We start from the raw sequence: 17,474 nt of genomic DNA on the forward strand, positions 1-17,474 counted from the left end.
CGGCGGCGACGCGCTGGTGCTCCGCCACGTCCTCTTTGGGCAGCGCCCGGACGAGCAGCAGGAACAGCACCAGCCCGAGCAGCATCGCGCCCGTCTTGATGATGTCGCGCTGCGAGCCGCGGCCGAGCGACTCGTCGACGAGGTGCCAGGGCGTCGCGAACGACACCATGTTGCTCGCCTCGCGGACCTGGTCGAGCGCGTGCGGCCCGGCGAGCGCGTACGAGGCCGCGGTGACGGCCAGGGCGCCGCCGGCCAGCGCGATCAGGCCGCCGAGCGACCGCCACCGCCGCTCCCGGACCAGCGCCCAGGCGGGCCCGCCGGCGACGAGCGCGGCCGGCAGCTTGATCGCCGCGCCGACCCCGGCGAGGGCTCCGGCGGCCAGCGCGCGCGCCCAGCCGCCCCATCCGGCGCGCTGCCCGTACACGGCGAGCGCGGCGACCATCGGCGCGATCGCGAGGACGTCGTTGTGCGCGCCCGCGACCAGGTGGAAGAGCACGAGCGGGTTGCACGTCCACAGCAGCGCGGTGCGGAGCCGCCGCTCCTCGGTCCGGGACGTCCGGTAGAGGATCAGCGCCGTCACCGCGAACGCGAGCACGTTCACCAGCGACATGACGAACACGGTCAGCCGGACGGAGCCGTCGCCGATCCACGCGGCGAGCGCCTGCTCGCCGGTCGCGATCGGCCCGTACACCGACGGCGTCGTCCGCCACTCCTCGGGCGCCCCGGCGACCGGGTCGCGCGGCAGGTCCTCGGCGCTCGTCGCGTACGGGTCGTGGCCCGTCGCCGCCATCCGCCCGTAGGAGGCGTAGTTCAGGTGGTCGGTGGAGCCGACCGGCGGCATGCACATGAACGCGACCGCCGCCAGCAGCCCGGCGCCGACCAGCGGCAGCGCGCGGACGCGCCAGCCCTTGCGGACGGCGGCGAAGCACATCCCGAGCCCCGCGGTGCTCGCGATGATCCCCGCGACCACCAGCCCGATCACCAGGTACGGCGACGGGTGGGCGGCCAGTGCGTAGGGGGGCTGGGCGCGCGAGCCCTCCAGTTCCGGCTGGAACACCGACGGGCCGAGGAGGGCGGTGCCGAGGAAGCAGGCGATGCCGGCCCCGATGCCCCACAGCCCGCCCGTCCCGAGTCGGGTCACGGGCGGCTGCCGCGCGCCCGGCCGAGCCGCCGCGCCACCGCGGGCTCGCGGACGGCGAGCGCCCGCGCCACGTCGCGGAACTGGCGGCCGCGGTGCAGTTGGGCTCGCCAGTCGGAGCCGGTGGCGCGGTGCGCGAGCGGCACCTCCACCTCCCGCACCCGGAACCCCTGCCGCAGCAGGTCGATGGTCAGCGCCGTCTCGACGCCGAACCCGGCGGCGAGCGGCAGCGCCGCGTCGAACGCGGCGCGGGTCAGGCAGCGCTGCCCGTTGAGCGGCGCGTCCGGCTCCCAGCCGGTGGCGCGGCGGATGCCCTCGCGGGACAGCCGCACCACGAACCCGTGCCCGCCGAGCTTCACCGTCGTGCTGAACACGGCGATCGTCATGTCGGCGTCGCCGGCCCGGACGGGTTCGACGAGCGGCGCGGCCTCGCGGGCCGTCCCGGCGAGGTCGGCGTCGAGGAACAGCAGGTGGCGCGGCCGGTCACGGCCGTCGTCGAGCAGCCGGACGGCCTCGGCGCCGCTCTCCATCGCGGCACCCTTGCCGCGGTTGCGGCTGTGCCGCACGACTCTGGCCCCGGCCTCGCGGGCCACCCGGCCGGTCGGATCGGACGAGCCGTCGTCGACCACCACGACGAGGTCGGCGCCGGGAAGCTCCTGGGCGGCCTTGACCGTGGCCGCGATGCGGTCGGCTTCGTCCTTGGCCGGGATGATCACCGCTACGTCCTGCATATCCGCGATGGTAGTCGGGGTGGGCGCGCGGCGCGGCAGGGCGCGGCGAACCGTTACCCACGTGCCGACGCGGCGACCCCCGGGGTTCACCCCGCAGGCCGCCTCGGGTCGGAGGATCGGATTATCGGACGGTTCAGCCGGGATCGAGGACCGGCGCCGCCTTCGTCACGGTGAAGACGGTGTCGAGCCCGGTGACCTGCAGGATCCGCTGAACGGCGGGGCGCGGGGCGGCGAGCTCCAGCGCGCCGCCCTGCTCCTTGAGCCGCTTCATTGCCGACAGCAGCACGTTCATGCCCGTCGAGTCGCAGAACTCGACGCCGCTCAGGTCGACCACGATGCGGGTGACCTGCTCGCGAAGCAGGCCCGCGAGGGCCGCCTGCAGCCTGGGCGCGGTATACAGGTCGAGCTCGCCGGTCGCCGTGACGACGGCGTGACCTCCTTGAGACGCGGTCGAGACGTTTAGCTCCACGTTCGGCACACTATCTCGGGAACGGCACAGGGGCCAGGCAGTTCGCCAAGTCCCGTGTGGCGTGGGCGTTTCCGGGGCGTGTCGCCGCCTTGCCAGCCCCGTACGCTTTGATAACTACGTAGGGCGATGATCCGGTTTCAGGTGTTTCGGCAGCGCGATCCGGCCCGCGCGATCTCTCCGGTTCCCCTCTCACGGGGGGCGGGAGTAAGGGAGGCTGAAAGGGTGCAACAGAACGCCGATCCGAGAGAGACCCGGCTGCGCGAACGCCTGGAGACGATCCGGGCCCGCTCGGCGAAGTCGAGCTCGTGGCGGACGTCCACCCAGGTGCTGTCCCGGCTGGTGAACCGGGACGGCTTCGTCCCCGTCCGGACGCGGCTGTCCCGCGAGGACCTCGCCTTCCTCGCCGGCGCGCGGGAGGAGGTCCTCGCCTTCGCCGAGCTCGCCGCCCGGCTGCTCGACCTGCACCGGGCGCAGGAGGCGGGCGGCATCACGAGCGACCCCGACCGTCCGATCCGGCGCTGCCGGGCCTGCATGTCCCGCTGGCCGTGCCCCACCTTCCGCACCATCTCCGAGGCCGTCGACCCCTGAGCGGGCCCGCCCGCTAGACGATCAGCGGGAGGCGGACCTCGAAGCGGCAGCCGGGGCCGTCGTTGGCGACGCCGATCCGTCCGGCGTGCGCCTCGACGATGCCGCGGGCGATGGCGAGGCCGAGGCCCGCCCCGCCGCCGGGAGTGCGGGCCGCCTCCCCGCGGAACGCGACGTCGAACACGCGCGGCAGGTCGTCCTCGGGGATGCCGCCGCACGCGTCGGCCACCGTCACCCGCGCCTCCCCGCCGCTGACCTCGCCGATGATCTCCACGGCGCCGTCGCCGGGGGTGTGCCGGATCGCGTTGACGACGAGGTTGCGGAGCGCGCGGCCCAGCTCGCCCGCGTCCACCTGGACGGGCAGCCCCTCGCGGACGTCGCCGCGCAGCCGCACCCCCTTCGCGCGGGCGAGGGCCTCGGTGCCGGCGACCGCCTCCGCGACCAGGTCCGCGAGACCGACGCGTTCGCGGGACAGGCGCAGCGCCCCCGCGTGGATGCGGGACAGCTCGAACAGGTCGTCCACCATCTCCGTGAGCCGCTCGACCTCGACGCGGATGCGCCCGTGGTAGCGGTGGACGGTGTCCTGGTCGGCGACGACCTCGTCCTCCAGCGCCTCCGCCATCGCGCGCAGGCCCGCCAGCGGGGTGCGCAGGTCGTGGCTCACCCAGGCGACCAGCTCCCGGCGGCTCGTCTCGAGGGCCTGCTCACGCTCGTGGGACGCGGCCAGCCGGTCGTAGGCGGCCGCCAGCTCGCGGGACAGCTCGGCCAGCTCGGCGGGCAGGCGCGCCGGCGGCGGACGGAACCGGTCGGCGCGGACGGCCTCCACGAGCGTCCGGTTCGCGGCGACCAGCCGGCGCCCCAGCAGGACCGACACCGCCGTCGCGACCAGCCCGGCGGACGTCACCACCGCGAGGACGACCGACCGGTCGTGGTCGTTCAGCACCATCATGAACGAGATCACGAGGATGCCGGAGATCGTCGCCAGCACCGTCGCCACGCCGACCACGGTCAGCTGGGTGGCGACCGAGCGTCCGCGCAGCCCGTACAGGACGCCGAGCGCCACGACCGCGACGGCGAACGCGGCGAGGACCGCGTAGAAGACGACCCAGAGGAGGTCCTCGAAGGGGATCACGCGTCGTCCCCGGCGGGCTCGTAGCGGTAGCCGACACCCCACACGGTGACGATGCGGCGCGGGGTCGTGGGGTCGTCCTCGATCTTCTCGCGCAGCCGCCGGACGTGGACGGTCACCGTGGACGAGTCGCCGAACGTCCAGTCCCAGACGCGTTGCAGCAGCTCGTCGCGGGTGAACGCCCGCCTCGGATGGCGCAGCAGGAACGCCAGCAGGTCGAACTCGCGGGACGTGAGCGCGAGCCGCTCGCCGCGCAGCCCCGCCTCGTGCGCGCCGACGTCCACGACGAGGCCGCCGTCGCGCAGCGGCCCGGACGGCCCGGTCGGCACGAGCGCGCCGCGCGCCCGGCGCAGCACCGACCTCACCCGCAGCGCCAGCTCGCGCGGGCTGAACGGCTTGGTCACGTAGTCGTCGGCGCCGGTCTCCAGCCCGACGAGCCGGTCGGTCTCCGTGCCGAGCGCCGTCAGCATCACGATCGGGACGGTCGAGGTCTCGCGGAGCCGGCGGCACACCTCCAGGCCGTCCATGCCGGGCAGCATCAGGTCGAGGACGACGAGGTCCGGCGGATCGTCGAGCGCGGCGCGCAGCGCGGCCCGGCCGTCCGCCGCGCAGACCACCTCGTGCCCGTCGCGGGCCAGGTAGCGGGCGACGACCTCGGCGACCGTCGGATCGTCGTCGACCACCAGGACGCGGCCGGCGGGGGTCACGGAGTCCACCCCGCAAAGCTATGCCGTGGACGGCGCCGCACAGCCGTCCCGTCACCACCCTGTAAGGATTCGGCCCCAGGGTCAGGGTCCGCCCCCTGGGGTCCTCAGGGTGCCCCTCCGCCGCGCGGCGGGTTCCAGGTCGTCCCCGAGGGTGATGTCCTCCCCGGGACGGGCGCATACGGTGGAGGCATGGGTAAGACGATTCTGACCGTCATCGGCGTGGTGCTCGCGGTGTGGCTGGCGCTGACCATCGTCGGCGCCATCATCTCGATGCTCAAGTTCTTCTTCTTCATCGGACTCATCGCCGTCGTCGTGGTACTCGCCGTGACCGCCGTGTCCAAAATGTCCAAGAGTCGCTAGGCAACCAGCGCGTTCCCCTTGCGGGGCGTCGCCGGTGACCGCATGATGCCGGAATAACCAGGCGGTCATCGGCGAAGGGACATACCGTGCCGGGTCTGACAGAGGTCCTGCGCGAACGCGCGCGTGCACATCCCGACCGCGTCGCGTACATCGCGGGCGACACTCAGATCACCTTCCGCGACTTCGACCGGCGCGCCGACCGGGTCGCCAACGCGCTCGCGTCGGCGGGCGTCGGGCACGGCGACCGGGTCGCGATCCTCGACAAGAACTCCCTCGAATACGCCGAGCAGCTGTTCGGCGCGGCCCGCATCGGCGCCGTCCAGGTCCCGGTGAACTACCGGCTGGCCCCCGACGAGGTCGCCTACATCGTCAACAACGCGCAGGCCAAGGCCTTCATCGTCGGCCCCGAATTCGTCCCCGTCCTGGACGCGATCGCCGGCAAGCTGGAGCACACCACCCACATGGTGGTCATCGGCGGCTCGGACCACGCCTACCAGGACTACGCCGCCTGGATCGACGCGGCGCCCGACACCCCGCCCGACCACGAGCCCGGCAGAGAGGACGTGTTCGTCCAGCTCTACTCGTCCGGCACGACGGGCCTGCCCAAGGGCGTCATGCTGACGCACGACAACTTCTTCGCGGCGCTGGACGTGACCACCGACGTGTGGGACATCGACGAGTCGTCCGTCCTCATGGTCGCGATGCCGATGTACCACGTCGCGGGCAACGTCCTCACGATCTCCGCCGTCTACAACTCGATCACGGGCGTCATCGCGCGGGAGCCCGACCCCACCCTGATCGCCCAGGCGATCGAGCGGAACCACGTCACGCACATCTTCCTCGTCCCGGTCCTGCTGCAGTTCATGCAGCTCATCCCGGAAGTCGCCGCGTGCGACATGTCCAGCCTGAAGCTCATGCTGTACGGCGCCTCCCCGATCAGCGAGGACGTCCTGCGCGGCGCCATGCGGATGCTGCCGGACACCGAGTTCATGCAGGTCTACGGGCTGACGGAGGTCACCGGCGCGATCACGATGCTGCCCGCCGCCGACCACGACCCGGACGGCCCGAACGCCCACCGGCTGCGCAGCGCCGGTGTCGCCAACGCCACCACCACCCTCAAGATCGTCGACCCGGCGACGCAGGAGGAGGCGCCGGCCGGGCAGGTCGGCGAGATCCTCTGCCGGACCCCGCAGAACATGAAGGGCTACTGGGGGATGCCGGACGCGACCGCCACCGCCCTCTCCGCCGACAACTGGTTCCGCACCGGCGACGCCGGCTACATCGACGAGGACGGCTACCTCTTCATCCACGACCGCGTCAAGGACATGATCATCTCGGGCGGGGAGAACATCTACCCGGCGGAGATCGAGAACGTCCTGATGGGCCACCCGGACGTGTCCGACTGCGCCGTCATCGGCGTCCCCTCGGAGCGCTGGGGCGAGACCCCGAAGGCCATCGTCGTGCTGACCTCGGACGTTTCCGAACAGGACATCATCGACTACTGCCGCGAGCACCTCGCCCACTTCAAGTGCCCCAGCTCCGTCGAACGCCGCGACGCGATCCCCCGCAACCCCACCGGCAAGATCCTCAAGCGCGAACTCCGCGCCCCCTACTGGCAGGGCAAGGACCGCGGAGTGTCTTAATCCTTCGGACGCGATCGCAACGTTGAGGTCGTTGCGGGCTGAGCTTAAGGACGCCCACCTCAAGGTGCCGCCGGGGTCGGGGATTCGTCCCGGTCCCGGCGGGGGTGTCAGGTGAAGCGGATCTCGGCGGACAGGGGGCGGTGGTCGGAGGCCGTGGTCCGGGTGGTGGGGACGCTGCAGGAGACGGCGGCCGACTTGGTGATGAACAGGTAGTCGGTCTTCTGGACGGCGGCGCCCTGCCAGTTCTGCCGGGTCTTCGCGCCCGTCCTGGACGTTCCGGACTGGTCGCATTCGGCGTAGGCGCCGTAGAGGGGGTCGAGGGCGGGGCTGTCCGGGCTGTCGGCGAAGTCGCCGCCCAGGAGGACGCGGCCGCCGCCGGCGAGCGTGGCGAGGGCGCGGGCCTCCTTCTGCCGCCAGTCGCCGCCCTCGGCCGGGCTGAGCTGCGTGACGCAGACCCGGGCCGTCCAGGACGGGACCTCGCCGCACAGGGCGACGCGCGCCTGCCCGGCGGGGGCCGGAAGCCTGGCCTGGCGGGGCTCGGTGAGCGGGGTGTCGGTGCCGATGGCGACGCCGGCCCGGCCCTGGCCCGGCGCGCAGGACGCGCCGGGGGACGCGGCGAACGCCCACGTCCAGTTGGCCGCGGCCTTCTTGAAGGCGCGCACGTGGCCCTCGCAGACCTCCTGGAGGAGGACGGCGTTGGTCTTGACCTTGCGCCCGCCGACCTCGGTGGCGCGGGTCCGCTGGACGATCTGCTTGGTGAGCTGCGCGGGAGCGGCGCCGGACGGGCAGCCGGACCCGCCGCACACGTTCCAGGTGACGGCGTTGACCGTCACGGCGGCGGGGCGATCGGCGGCTCCGTCGGCGTGGGCGGGGCCTCCGCCGCCCGGCAGGCCCTCGATGGTCGCGCCGGTGGCGGCCGCCGTGACGACCGCGGCGGCGGCGCAGACCGAGAGCAGGGGGATCAGGGCGCGGGGGGATCGCACACGTTCTCCAGAATGGGGCTATCTGCGGGGGTGATGCCGGAATCTCACCACATCAAGATCGCTTTCGCCAGCCGTTCGCGACCACGCGGTCACTCGTGATGTGACAATTTTTCCGGCGCACCCAGGCTAGGGGGCCCGGCGGATGCTCCCCGCCGGGCCCCCGCCCGCTAGTCGATCAGCTCGGTGACCGTGCCCGCGCCGACCGTCCGGCCGCCCTCGCGGATCGCGAAGCCGAGCCCCTCGGTCATCGCGACCGGCCGGCCCAGCTCGACGGCCATCTCGACGGTGTCGCCGGGCAGCGCCATGCCGCCCTCGCCGCCGAGGTCGATGCCGCCGACCACGTCCGTCGTGCGGAAGTGGAACTGCGGCCGGTAGCCGTGGAAGAACGGCCTGGACCGTCCGCCCTCGCCCACGGTCAGCACCCGGACCCGGGACCGGAACCGCGCGTGCGGCCGGATCGCGCCCGGCGCGCTGACCACCTGCCCGCGCCGGACCTGGTCCCGCTTGACGCCGCGCAGCAGCATCGCCGTGTTGTCACCCGCCTCCGCGTGGTCCATCTTCTGGCCGAACGTCTCCAGCCCGGTCGCGACGGTGCCGAACGACTCGCCGAGCCCGACGACCTCCACCGCGTCCCCGAGCCGTATCGCGCCCTGCGCCACGACGCCGGTCACGACGGTGCCGCGCCCGGTGATCGTGAGGACGCTCTCGACCGGCATGAGGAACGGCTGGTCCAGCACCCGTCGCGGGACGGGCACGTAGCCGTCGATCGCGTCGAGCAGGTCGCCGATCCGGGCCGTCCAGTACGGGTCGCCGTCCAGCGCCCGCAACCCGGACACCCGAACGATCGGCACCTCGTCGCCGGGGAACCCGTACTCCGACAGCAGTTCCCTGACCTCCAGCTCGACGAGGTCGAGGAGCTCGGCGTCCTCGACCATGTCGGCCTTGTTCAGCGCCACCACGATGTGACCGACGCCGACCTGCCGCGCGAGGACGATGTGCTCCCGCGTCTGCGGCATGGCCCCGTCCTGCGCGGAGACCACGAGGACGGCCCCGTCGACCTGCGCGGCCCCCGAGATCATGTTCTTCACGTAGTCGGCGTGGCCGGGCATGTCGACGTGGGCGTAGTGCCTGGTCGCGGTCGCGTACTGGACGTGCGCGACGTTGATCGTGATGCCGCGGTCGCGCTCCTCCGGGGCGCGGTCGATGCGGTCGAACGGGACGGCGGACGCCAGCCCGCGCTCGGCGAGCACCTTCGTGATCGCCGCGGTCAGGGTCGTCTTGCCGTGGTCGACGTGCCCCATCGTCCCGATGTTGAGGTGGGGCTTGTCGCGCTCGTAGAGCTGCTCGGCCATCGGTCTCGTCCTCACTGGTGGATCCGGTGAGAACCCATGCGCGCATGCGCGTTTCGGGCCTACCCCCCTCCGCTGGTTCTCCGGAAGGGCGGGACGGAGAGGGGTCAGCTTCGCAGGCCGTCGACGACGGCTGCGGCTGCCGCGGCTGCCGAGAAGGCAGCCGGCACCGCGCTCAGCGGGGCGATGCCCGCGAGCGTCCTGGTGCCGGCTGCGAAGAACATGTTCCGGACACTACGGGCGCCTTCCCCCGAAGTCGACCGGTTTTCCCCGCCGGCGCAGGAGGACCAGGCCGGCGGCCGCGCCCGCGAACTGGAACCCGGCGATCGCCAGCACGAGACCGGTGGGCCCGATCGCGTCCGCGGACGCGGCCGTCAGCGCGGCCCCGAGCGCCGACGCGCCGATCTTGAGGCTGCCCGCCGTGGTGTTGACCTGGCCGAGCCGGTCGGGCGGCGACTCGCGCTGCCGGAGCATCAGCGTGGCCGCGAACACCGGCCCCTCCGCGATCCCGGCCGCGACGAACGCCGCCGTCGCCCACGGCAGCGACGGCGCGGCGGCGAGGGCCGCGAGCAACGCCCCGAACGCGACCAGCCCGGCGAGCATGACCGGCTCCGCGTGCTTCGGCGTCAGCCACCGGCTGGCCGCGAGCGACCCGATCAGCGAACCGACCGCGAGCGCCACGAGCAGCCGCCCGCCCGCGCTCGGCGGGGCCCCGATGTGCTCGGCGAGCAGCACGGCCGTCACCGCGACGCCGCCGAACCCCATCCAGGCGAGCGTGGTGGCCACCGTCAGCGCCCGCAGCACCCGCCCTTCGGCCAGCACGACGAGCCCGCCCGTGATCACCGAGACCAGCGCGCCGACCCTGCCCGTCCCCGTTTCCGCGTCGGTCGCGGCCGGGGTGGACGAGGCCATCTCCGCCGTGCTGCCCGCGTCCGCCCCGGCGACCCCGACCGCGCTCGCCGGGGACGCCTGGTCAACGGTCTCCGGGGTCGCGTCCGGGCCGGGGAACGGGAGGAGCGGCAGTGTCAGCAGGCCGAGCACCCCGACGGCGACCACGGCCGTGCCGGCGTACTGTCCGCCGGCCATCGCGGCGAGGGCGGCGGCCAGGCCCGGACCCGCGATGCCCGCGAGGTTGTAGCTGGACGCCTCCAGGCCATAGGCCCGCGAAAGGCGTCCGGCTGGGACGAACCGGGGCAACAGGCCGGTCAGCGCGACGACGATCGGCTCCGTGCAGCCGATGACGGCGGCGACGCACAGGGCCAGGACGAGCGGGGAGCTTCCCGCCATCGCCAGCAGCAGCCCGGTCGCGAGGGCGTAGCAGGCGGCCAGGGCGACCGCTACGGACCGCGGCGCCCGCACCCGGTCCAGCGCGTTCCCGATGATCGGCCCGCTGAGCACGTACGGCAGCGTCATGGCGGTCTGCAGGTATCCGGCGGTGGCGGCGTCGCCCGTCCGCGCCTGGACGGTCAGGACCAGCGCCGTCGCGACGCCCTCGGCCGACACCCGCAGCAGCGTCGCCGAGGTGAGGTGGAGCGGAAGCGCCGCGGTCCTGCCGATCATCCCCGCATGCTGGCACACGCTTAGACTTCGAAGAGTGACGGCAGCGAAGACAGCGCACGAGCACCGGGTCACCAGTGAGGTCGGACGGCTGCGGACCGTCCTGCTGCACCGTCCCGGCGCCGAACTGAAGCGGCTCACCCCGCGCAACAGCGACAAGCTGCTGTTCGACGCGATCCCGTGGGCGGGTCGCGCCCAGGAGGAGCACGACGCGTTCGCGGAGGCCCTGCGCTCGCGCGGCGTCGAGGTCCTCTACCTGACCGAGCTGCTCCAGGACGCGATGGAGTACGAGGCCGCGCGCGACCAGGCGATCGCCGACGCCGTCGTCGACCTGCGCCTCGGCGACCAGCTCCGCCGCATCGTCGAGGACTGCCTGCGCGACCTCGACCCCGAGAACCTCACCCAGACGCTGATCGGCGGGCTGGCGCACGAGGAGCTCAAGTCGGGGCACGGCCTGGTCTACCGCCTGATGGACACGCTGGACTTCATCATCGACCCTTTGCCCGGCCTGCTGTTCACCCGCGACAACAGCACCTGGATCGGCGACCGCGTGGCGGTGACGAGCCTGGCGATGGAGGCCCGGCGCCGCGAATCGGCCCTGACCGGCCTCGTCTACGCCCACCACCCGCGCTTCGCGGGCGTGGAACCGGTGTACGAGCCGTCCCTGGAACACGTCGAAGGGGGCGACGTCCTCCTCCTGTGCCCCGGCGTGATCGCCGTGGGGACCGGCGAGCGGACGACCCCCGCGGGCGTGGAGCGCCTGGCGCGCCAGGTCTTCGACGCCGGCCTGGCGCACACCGTCCTGGCCGTCCCGATCGCCCAGGAACGCGCGACCATGCACCTGGACACCGTCTGCACCATGGTCGACGTGGACACCGTCGTCATGTACCCGCCGGTGGCGCACTCCCTGATGGCCCACAAGGTCACCCTCACGAACGGCGACCTGCGCGTCTCCGAGCCGCGCCCCTTCCTGGAGGCGGCCGCCGAGGCCATGGACCTCGACCATCTCAAGGTCATCGACACGGGCCTGGACCCGGTGACCGCCGAACGCGAGCAGTGGGACGACGGCAACAACACCCTCGCCGTGGCCCCCCGCCTCTGCGTCGCCTACGAACGCAACATCGAGACGAACGCCCAGCTGGAAGCTTCGGGCATCGAGGTCATCCGCATCAGCGGCAGCGAACTGGGCACCGGCCGAGGCGGCCCCCGCTGCATGTCCTGCCCCACCCTCCGCGACGACATCTAGCGCAGAGCCGGAGCGATGCGGCGATCGCCGCTTTGCTCGTTGCAGGAAGGCGCTCCAGCGCCGGACGCCGAGAGCGAAGAAATATAAAGAGCTCGGGCGGTGTCGACGGGGGCACGACAGCGCCCGAGCTTGGGAGGACCCTACAAGGTTGGGCGGGGTTCCTTCCAGGCGGGACCCTCTTATGCCGGATATGCCCTACTTGGAGCGGTTTCATTCCTGGTTCCGTTGCACAGATCCTCGTTGGGATCGTCCAGGAGATCGGGAAAGTCGGCCAGATCGGGGACGACGGCGTGCAGCCCGACGGGCGCTGATCTTCCATTGTCGCCCGATGACCTGGGGGCGCGCAGGACGGCCCAGACGGTGGTGGAGCCGTCCTCGTGGCGCACTCCCCATCCGTCGGACAGGGCCTCGACGATGCCGAGCCCGCGCCCGCCGAGGGAGGACAGCGTCCCCGGGCCCCGGCGCGGCTCGGTCATGGCGCCGCCGTCGCTGACCTCGAGTTCGAGGACGTCACCGCGGCGGAGCCAGCAGACCCTCACCTGGCCGGACGGCAGCGGCCGCGCGTGCCGGAGGGCGTTGCTGATGAGCTCGCTGACGATGACGCTCGCGTCGTCCACGATGGTCTCGTAGACGCCCGAGTCGACCAGCTCCGAGCTGAGGCGCCTGCGGGCGACCGCGACGCTGGACGGTGCGTGTGGCAGCAGTACGACGCTCGACGCCCTCACCTCCCCGTGGTTCCGCTTACTCGGATTCGTCCCGTCGTCATCGCCCTTCCGGTAAGACCGAAATGCCCTGATGGCCATGACCGGAAACACGGACGATTCAGTTCATCACCCGCACAACGAGTCACCGGCCGTCCGGTCACGGTGATCACCCCCGGAACGGAATCTCGTCACCAACGGCAACCATCAAAGGATCTATCCAGCCAACGGCGGACTTACTCCTCGCGCACTCGTTTCGTCCGTCACACCCTGCGGTCACCGTACTTTCTCTCACCAGTCCAGGTTGCCACCCGCTGAGACCGCTGAACGCCCAGGTCACAACGGTCTCACCGGGTCGCCCCGGAGGGAGTGTCGTCACGGTGAGTAACCATGACGGGTCATCCGGCGCTCCGCAACACGAGGCGCATCCGGGTTCCGTCGCCCGCACCCGCGCCACCTGCGGGTCCGCGGCCGTCCGCGGCCTCGGCGAGCATGTGCGGAGGGTTTATGGCCCGTTCCATTTCGCCCGCTTCGCGGCCTACGGAAGCCTTGTAAGGTTCTATGTGATATCTCTCACGTTCGACCGGATGGGCTGAAATTCTCCCGCCCTGTGCCTCCGTGAGCCGTTTGACGATGTACAGCCCGAGCCCGATGCCGCCGAAGCGCCGGCGGTCCCCGGCGTCCCCCTGGACGAACCGCTCGAAGATCCGCTCATGGTCGCCCGCCGGGATGCCGATGCCCTCGTCCTCGACCGTCACGACGATGTCGGAGCCCTCCCGCCAGGCGCGGACGCTGACCGTCCCGCCGTCCGGGGAGTACTTGAACGCGTTCTCCAGCAGCTGCCCGAGGACGATGTCGGTCGCCATCGCGTCCCCCTGGCAGGGCGGCAGGTCGGGCGCGACCTCCAGTTCCACGCGGTGCAGGGGCGACAGGGACCGGAAACCGCCGACGACACCGTCCAGAACCCGGGTCAGGTCGAACGACTCGATCGTCACGGCCAGCTCGTCGGCGCCCGCGCGCGACCCCAGAAGCAGGTGCTCGACGAGCCGGCCGAGGGACTGGGCGCGCTCGGCGATGGTGGCGACGGCGGCGCGGCGGTCGCCGTCGGCCATCTCGTCCCACCGGTTGACCAGCGTGGACGCGAAGCCCTGCACGACCGTGATCGGCGTGCGCAGCTCGTGGCTGGTCGTGGCGAGGAACAGGTCCTTGGCCTCCTCCAGCGCCTTCGCCTCGGACACGTCGCGGAAGTCGACGACCAGTTCGCCGGTCTCCTCGATCTCGGCGGCCAGCACGTTCAGCCACGTCCCCGACTCCAGCCGGAACGTGAGCATCTCGCCGAGGGCGGGCATGCCGAACGGCAGCGGGCGGCCGAGGGCGTCCTCCGGCGGGATGCCGGTGAGGGCGTGCGCGGCCGGGTTCCACTGCCGGACGACGAGGTCGTGGTCGAGCACCGCGATGCCGTCGGCGCTGGAGTCGATCACCGCGCGCTCGTACGCCCGCTGCCGGACGACCTCCGCGTACGCGACCGCGTTGCCGACCGCGACCCCGGCGTGCCCGGCGAGCAGTTCGAGCAGTTCGAGCTCGGTGTGCCCGGCCTTGCTGCCGGAGAAGAGCGCGTAGAGCGCGCCGTACGGCCGGTTCTGCAGGTACGACAGGCCGAGCGCGATCGTGTGCAGGCCGGGCAGCTCGGACCAGATCAGGTCGCCGAGGCGCTGCTCGCCGGTCGCGAGCTTGACGGTCTTGCCGGACCGCAGCAGCTCCCCGACCAGGCTCGTCCGCAGCTCCGCGGACCGTCCGCGCATGTGCTCGGGCAGCCCGGACATGCTGACCAGCCGCAGCCGCTCGCCCTCGATCCGCACGAACCCGCCCGCGTCGGCGCCGGTCAGCTCGATCAGCGCGGTGGTGATCCGGTCGAGGACGACGCCGAGGTCGAGTTCGGCGTTCAGGTCGGCGACGATGTCGTTCAGCCGCCGGACGAGCCGGGCCCGCTCGGCCATGTGGTGCTGGGCGATGTCGTCCTCCTCGACCGGGTGGTACACGCCCACCCAGCCGAGCAGCGTCCCGTTCGGGTCCTTCAGCAGGCTCGTGTCGATGCGCACGTCGATGAGGCGACCGCCCCGGTGGAACCGGCGGGTCGCGATGGAGATCCGCCCGTTGTCGCCCTCGCCGGCGGGCCGGGTGAGCAGCCGCTCCTGGACGGCGTTGTGCTCGGCCTTCAGCTCGTCCGGGACGATCGGCGGGACGCGCCCGATCATCTCCGCGGCGCTCCAGCCGAACATGCGCTCGGCCGCGGGGTTCCACACGGTGACCCGGTGCCGCTGGTCCACCGCCACGATCGCGTCGGCGGCGCTCTCGATGACGGCCCGCGCGATCGGATCGTGGACGTGCTCGTACACGTCTGTCATCGTGCCACCGGACTCCGGCGCGGCGCCGGGTAACTTGCAGCGAAAATTGCCACGGGAACCTTACCTTCAGGTAAGGCTACCGCCTGGTAAGCCTCCCGATGAGGAGCGCGGCCACGCCCGCGACCAGGAACGACAGCAGCGAGGCGCTCATCCAGCCCTGCGGGGCGAAGTGCAGCGCCTCCCGCACGTCCAGCCAGAACCCCGCCCAGTGCTCGACCGTGCCCGGATTGATCAGCTGGTAGGCGACGAACCCGACCGCCCACGCCGCGATCATCCCCCACCGCGACGGCGCCCGCCGCGAGACGTCCCACCCGTCCGGCGCGTGGCGGCGGCCCAGGAAGAAGTCGGCGGCGAGGACGCCCAGCATCGGCACGAAGACCGAGCCGATCAGCGTCAGGAAGCCCGCGTAGTCGCCGATGTCCAGGACGAGCGCGAGGACGGTGATGCCCGCGCCGAGCGCCACGCTCAGCACCCGGCGGTCGGCGCGCGGGAACAGGTTCTGGATCGACACGGCGGTGGAGTAGGTGTCGGCGAACGACTGGTCCGCCTCCCGCAGCACGAAGATCGCGAAGAAGACCACGCCCAGGGAGGCGCCGAGGAACGGGTCGAAGATCCGGGTGCTGTCGCCCGCGACCAGCGCGAGCGCCAGCAGGCCGAGGACGTAGGCGACGATCTGGGTGACCGAGTAGCCGACGGACGCCGCGCTGAACGCCGCCCGCTCCGTCCGGGAATGCCGGGTGTAGTCGGCGGCGACCGGCACCCAGGAGATCGACACCGCCAGCGCCGCGTCCGCCCCGATCCAGAAGCCGCCCCACGAGCCCTGCGCCAGGTCGGGCAGCGGCTGCCGGACGAGTTCGACGTAGAAGTAGACGAGCGCGATCGCCACCGCGACCGTCACGTACCGGCGCAGCAGCCGCACCGAGCCGAGCGGCCAGACCGTCAGCACGGTGGTGATCAGCCCGGCGGCGACGACGTAGCCCCAGCGCGGCACGCCGTCCCACAGCTCGCGGGCCGCGTCCGCGATGACGATCAGCTCGAACGTCCCCCAGCCGACGAGCTGCGCGATGTTCAGGATCGTCGGCGCGTACGACAGCCGCGCGCCGAACAGGCCGCGGAGCAGCACCATCGCGGGCTGGCCGGTGCGCGCGCCGGGGACGGCGGCGAGGCCGAGCATCAGCCCGCCGAGGATCGTCCCGACGGCCATGGCGACGATGCCCGCCATGATGGAGATGGTCGGCTTGCCGTCGGCGTCCGGCGCGAGGACGGTGTAGGCGCCGGAGAAGGCCAGGAGGCTGACACCGAGGTTGGCCCAGAACGCGCTCTGGTCCCAGAACCCGAGCACCCTGGGGGCGGGTTCGTCGAGGGTGAAGGGGACCTCGTTGTCCGGCCGCTCGTTCCGCGGGCGCTTCTCGACATCGGACGTCACGGGACACGCTCCCTACGCCGGCATTACCCGGACAGGTTCATGCGGTCGGCGACGCCCTGGAGGCCGCCCTCTCAGCCCGGCTTCTGGCCCGAGCTCCCGCGGTTATCGGTCGGTCCCGATCGTACAACCGCCCGTCTTCCCCCAGAAGGGGGCATAGCAAACGAGATCAGGCGACGTACGGCGGGCCGTCGCCGGCGCCCTCCATCGGACGCCCGGCCTCCGCCCAGCCCTTCATCCCGCCGTCGACGTTCTTGGCGAGCCAGCCCGCCTGGTTGAGCGCCACCGTCACCTGCGCGGACCGCTGCCCGGACCGGCAGATCACGAAGACCTCCTGGTCACGGGGGACCTCGCCGGCCCGATCGCCCAGCTGCCGCATGGGGATGTGGACGGCCTCGGGCGCGTGGCCCGCGTCCCATTCGTCCTGCTCCCGGACGTCCAGCAGGTAGCCGCCCTGCGGGACGTCGGCCGCGACCACGGCCGGTACGTCTTCCCCGAAATTCATCACACCCCCATGGAACCGCGCGAACCCGCCCTGCGTCGAATCACGCATGCGGTATCGGACGCTCCTTTTCGCAGCGCCCGGGCTGGCCATGCTCCTGCCTCTGGCCGCCTGCGGCGATGAACAGGCCAACGGAAACCCCGCCGAAGCGCCGTCCGGCACGACGTCCGTGCAACCCTCCGGCACCCCGGCGGACTCCCTCACCATCACCGTCAGGGCCTCCGCGGAGGCCCCCGCCAAGACCTGGAAGCTGACCTGCGGTCCTCCGGGCGGTACCCACCCGAAGGCCGCCGACGCTTGCGCGGCCCTGACCAAGGCCAAGGACCCCTTCAAGCCCGTCCCCAAGGACAAGATGTGCACCCAGATCTACGGCGGTCCTGAGATCGCCACGGTGAAGGGCACCTGGCAGGGCAAGGACATCGACACCGAGTTCACCCGCGCGGACGGCTGCCAGTTCCACCGCTGGACCGAGGTGGCCCCCGTGTTCGGCGACGTCCCGAAGGTCCGCTGAACGAGCCATCCCCGTTCCGGCTCCGTTCACCGATT

16 protein-coding genes, 1 pseudogene and 1 riboswitch are annotated in these 17,474 nt (G+C 72.3%); of the genes and pseudogenes, 5 read left to right on the plus strand and 12 right to left on the minus strand.

Annotated features, from left to right (window positions below; translation table 11 throughout):
- Window positions 1-433: 433 nt before the first annotated feature.
- From mptB to ACA511_RS01630, 3 genes and pseudogenes are all read right to left on the minus strand, one after another.
- A pseudogene (mptB, locus tag ACA511_RS01620) lies at window positions 434-931 on the minus strand (polyprenol phosphomannose-dependent alpha 1,6 mannosyltransferase MptB); the annotation flags it as partial.
- A 206-nt stretch (window positions 932-1,137) separates the two neighbouring features.
- On the minus strand, window positions 1,138-1,869 hold the full coding sequence (locus ACA511_RS01625) for a glycosyltransferase family 2 protein (RefSeq protein ID WP_375022196.1): 732 nt from the start codon (window positions 1,867-1,869) through the stop codon (window positions 1,138-1,140).
- A 133-nt stretch (window positions 1,870-2,002) separates the two neighbouring features.
- Window positions 2,003-2,338 (minus strand): STAS domain-containing protein, encoded by a 336-nt coding sequence (locus tag ACA511_RS01630; RefSeq protein ID WP_375022197.1) that lies wholly within the window; start codon window positions 2,336-2,338, stop codon window positions 2,003-2,005.
- Window positions 2,339-2,560: 222 nt separating this feature from the next.
- Here ACA511_RS01630 and ACA511_RS01635 point away from each other — a divergent pair, with 222 nt between their 5' ends.
- Window positions 2,561-2,926, plus strand: coding sequence for a hypothetical protein (locus tag ACA511_RS01635; RefSeq protein ID WP_375022198.1), 366 nt, complete (start codon window positions 2,561-2,563; stop codon window positions 2,924-2,926).
- 13 nt (window positions 2,927-2,939) lie between these two features.
- Here the strand turns inward: ACA511_RS01635 and ACA511_RS01640 are convergent, their stop codons facing one another.
- Complete coding sequence (locus ACA511_RS01640) at window positions 2,940-4,055, minus strand: sensor histidine kinase (protein WP_375022199.1); 1,116 nt, start codon at window positions 4,053-4,055, stop codon at window positions 2,940-2,942.
- Complete coding sequence (locus tag ACA511_RS01645; protein ID WP_375022200.1) at window positions 4,052-4,768, minus strand: response regulator transcription factor; 717 nt, start codon at window positions 4,766-4,768, stop codon at window positions 4,052-4,054. Before ACA511_RS01645 ends, ACA511_RS01640 begins: the two co-directional genes overlap by 4 nt.
- A gap of 180 nt (window positions 4,769-4,948) precedes the next feature.
- Between ACA511_RS01645 and ACA511_RS01650 the strand changes: the two genes are divergently transcribed.
- Both ACA511_RS01650 and ACA511_RS01655 read left to right on the plus strand, forming a co-directional pair.
- Window positions 4,949-5,119 carry a hypothetical protein gene (locus ACA511_RS01650; protein WP_375022201.1) on the plus strand — a complete coding sequence of 57 codons (171 nt, stop codon included), beginning with the start codon at window positions 4,949-4,951 and terminating at the stop codon, window positions 5,117-5,119.
- A gap of 86 nt (window positions 5,120-5,205) precedes the next feature.
- On the plus strand, window positions 5,206-6,762 hold the full coding sequence (locus ACA511_RS01655) for a long-chain-fatty-acid--CoA ligase (RefSeq protein ID WP_375022202.1): 1,557 nt from the start codon (window positions 5,206-5,208) through the stop codon (window positions 6,760-6,762).
- Window positions 6,763-6,869: 107 nt separating this feature from the next.
- Here ACA511_RS01655 and ACA511_RS01660 read toward each other — a convergent pair whose 3' ends face one another.
- The 3 genes from ACA511_RS01660 to ACA511_RS01670 form a co-directional block, all read right to left on the minus strand.
- Window positions 6,870-7,745 (minus strand): endonuclease/exonuclease/phosphatase family protein, encoded by an 876-nt coding sequence (locus ACA511_RS01660; protein WP_375022203.1) that lies wholly within the window; start codon window positions 7,743-7,745, stop codon window positions 6,870-6,872.
- Window positions 7,746-7,912: 167 nt separating this feature from the next.
- Window positions 7,913-9,097 (minus strand): elongation factor Tu, encoded by a 1,185-nt coding sequence (gene tuf, locus ACA511_RS01665; protein ID WP_375022204.1) that lies wholly within the window; start codon window positions 9,095-9,097, stop codon window positions 7,913-7,915.
- A gap of 231 nt (window positions 9,098-9,328) precedes the next feature.
- A complete protein-coding gene (locus tag ACA511_RS01670) occupies window positions 9,329-10,654 on the minus strand; it encodes an MFS transporter (RefSeq protein WP_375022205.1) in 1,326 nt (441 codons plus the stop codon).
- A 34-nt stretch (window positions 10,655-10,688) separates the two neighbouring features.
- On the opposite strand from ACA511_RS01670, the gene ACA511_RS01675 reads away from it, so the two are divergent.
- Entirely contained in the window at window positions 10,689-11,897 is a 1,209-nt protein-coding gene (locus ACA511_RS01675) for an arginine deiminase (protein WP_375022206.1), read from the plus strand.
- Window positions 11,898-12,076: 179 nt separating this feature from the next.
- Here ACA511_RS01675 and ACA511_RS01680 read toward each other — a convergent pair whose 3' ends face one another.
- The 4 genes from ACA511_RS01680 to ACA511_RS01695 all read right to left on the minus strand — a co-directional run bounded on the left by ACA511_RS01680 (window position 12,077) and on the right by ACA511_RS01695 (window position 16,931).
- Window positions 12,077-12,622, minus strand: a complete 546-nt coding sequence (locus ACA511_RS01680; RefSeq protein ID WP_375022207.1) for an ATP-binding protein — start codon at window positions 12,620-12,622, stop codon at window positions 12,077-12,079.
- Between the two features lie 374 nt (window positions 12,623-12,996).
- Window positions 12,997-15,003 (minus strand): PAS domain S-box protein, encoded by a 2,007-nt coding sequence (locus ACA511_RS01685; RefSeq protein WP_375022208.1) that lies wholly within the window; start codon window positions 15,001-15,003, stop codon window positions 12,997-12,999.
- Window positions 15,004-15,079: 76 nt separating this feature from the next.
- Entirely contained in the window at window positions 15,080-16,429 is a 1,350-nt protein-coding gene (locus ACA511_RS01690; protein ID WP_375022209.1) for a purine-cytosine permease family protein, read from the minus strand.
- Window positions 16,422-16,539, minus strand: a riboswitch (TPP riboswitch). It overlaps the preceding gene by 8 nt.
- 56 nt (window positions 16,540-16,595) lie before the next feature.
- Window positions 16,596-16,931 (minus strand): rhodanese-like domain-containing protein, encoded by a 336-nt coding sequence (locus ACA511_RS01695; protein ID WP_375022210.1) that lies wholly within the window; start codon window positions 16,929-16,931, stop codon window positions 16,596-16,598.
- Between the two features lie 88 nt (window positions 16,932-17,019).
- On the opposite strand from ACA511_RS01695, the gene ACA511_RS01700 reads away from it, so the two are divergent.
- The gene (locus ACA511_RS01700) at window positions 17,020-17,439 is read left to right on the plus strand and encodes an SSI family serine proteinase inhibitor (RefSeq protein ID WP_375022211.1); all 420 of its coding nucleotides are present in this window, start codon (window positions 17,020-17,022) and stop codon (window positions 17,437-17,439) included.
- The last annotated feature ends 35 nt before the right edge of the window (window positions 17,440-17,474 follow it).

This window comes from Actinomadura sp. GTD37 (assembly GCF_041951365.1).
Taxonomy (GTDB): Bacteria; Actinomycetota; Actinomycetes; order Streptosporangiales; family Streptosporangiaceae; genus Spirillospora.

Coding starts and splice junctions, on each gene's coding strand:
- ACA511_RS01625 (WP_375022196.1), bottom strand. CDS start 1,869: ATGCAGGACGTAGCGGTGATCATCCCGGCCAAGGACGAAGCCGACCGC.
- ACA511_RS01670 (WP_375022205.1), bottom strand. CDS start 10,654: ATGATCGGCAGGACCGCGGCGCTTCCGCTCCACCTCACCTCGGCGACG.
- ACA511_RS01695 (WP_375022210.1), bottom strand. CDS start 16,931: ATGAATTTCGGGGAAGACGTACCGGCCGTGGTCGCGGCCGACGTCCCG.
- tuf (WP_375022204.1), bottom strand. CDS start 9,097: ATGGCCGAGCAGCTCTACGAGCGCGACAAGCCCCACCTCAACATCGGG.
- ACA511_RS01700 (WP_375022211.1), top strand. CDS start 17,020: ATGCTCCTGCCTCTGGCCGCCTGCGGCGATGAACAGGCCAACGGAAAC.
- ACA511_RS01685 (WP_375022208.1), bottom strand. CDS start 15,003: ATGACAGACGTGTACGAGCACGTCCACGATCCGATCGCGCGGGCCGTC.
- ACA511_RS01650 (WP_375022201.1), top strand. CDS start 4,949: ATGGGTAAGACGATTCTGACCGTCATCGGCGTGGTGCTCGCGGTGTGG.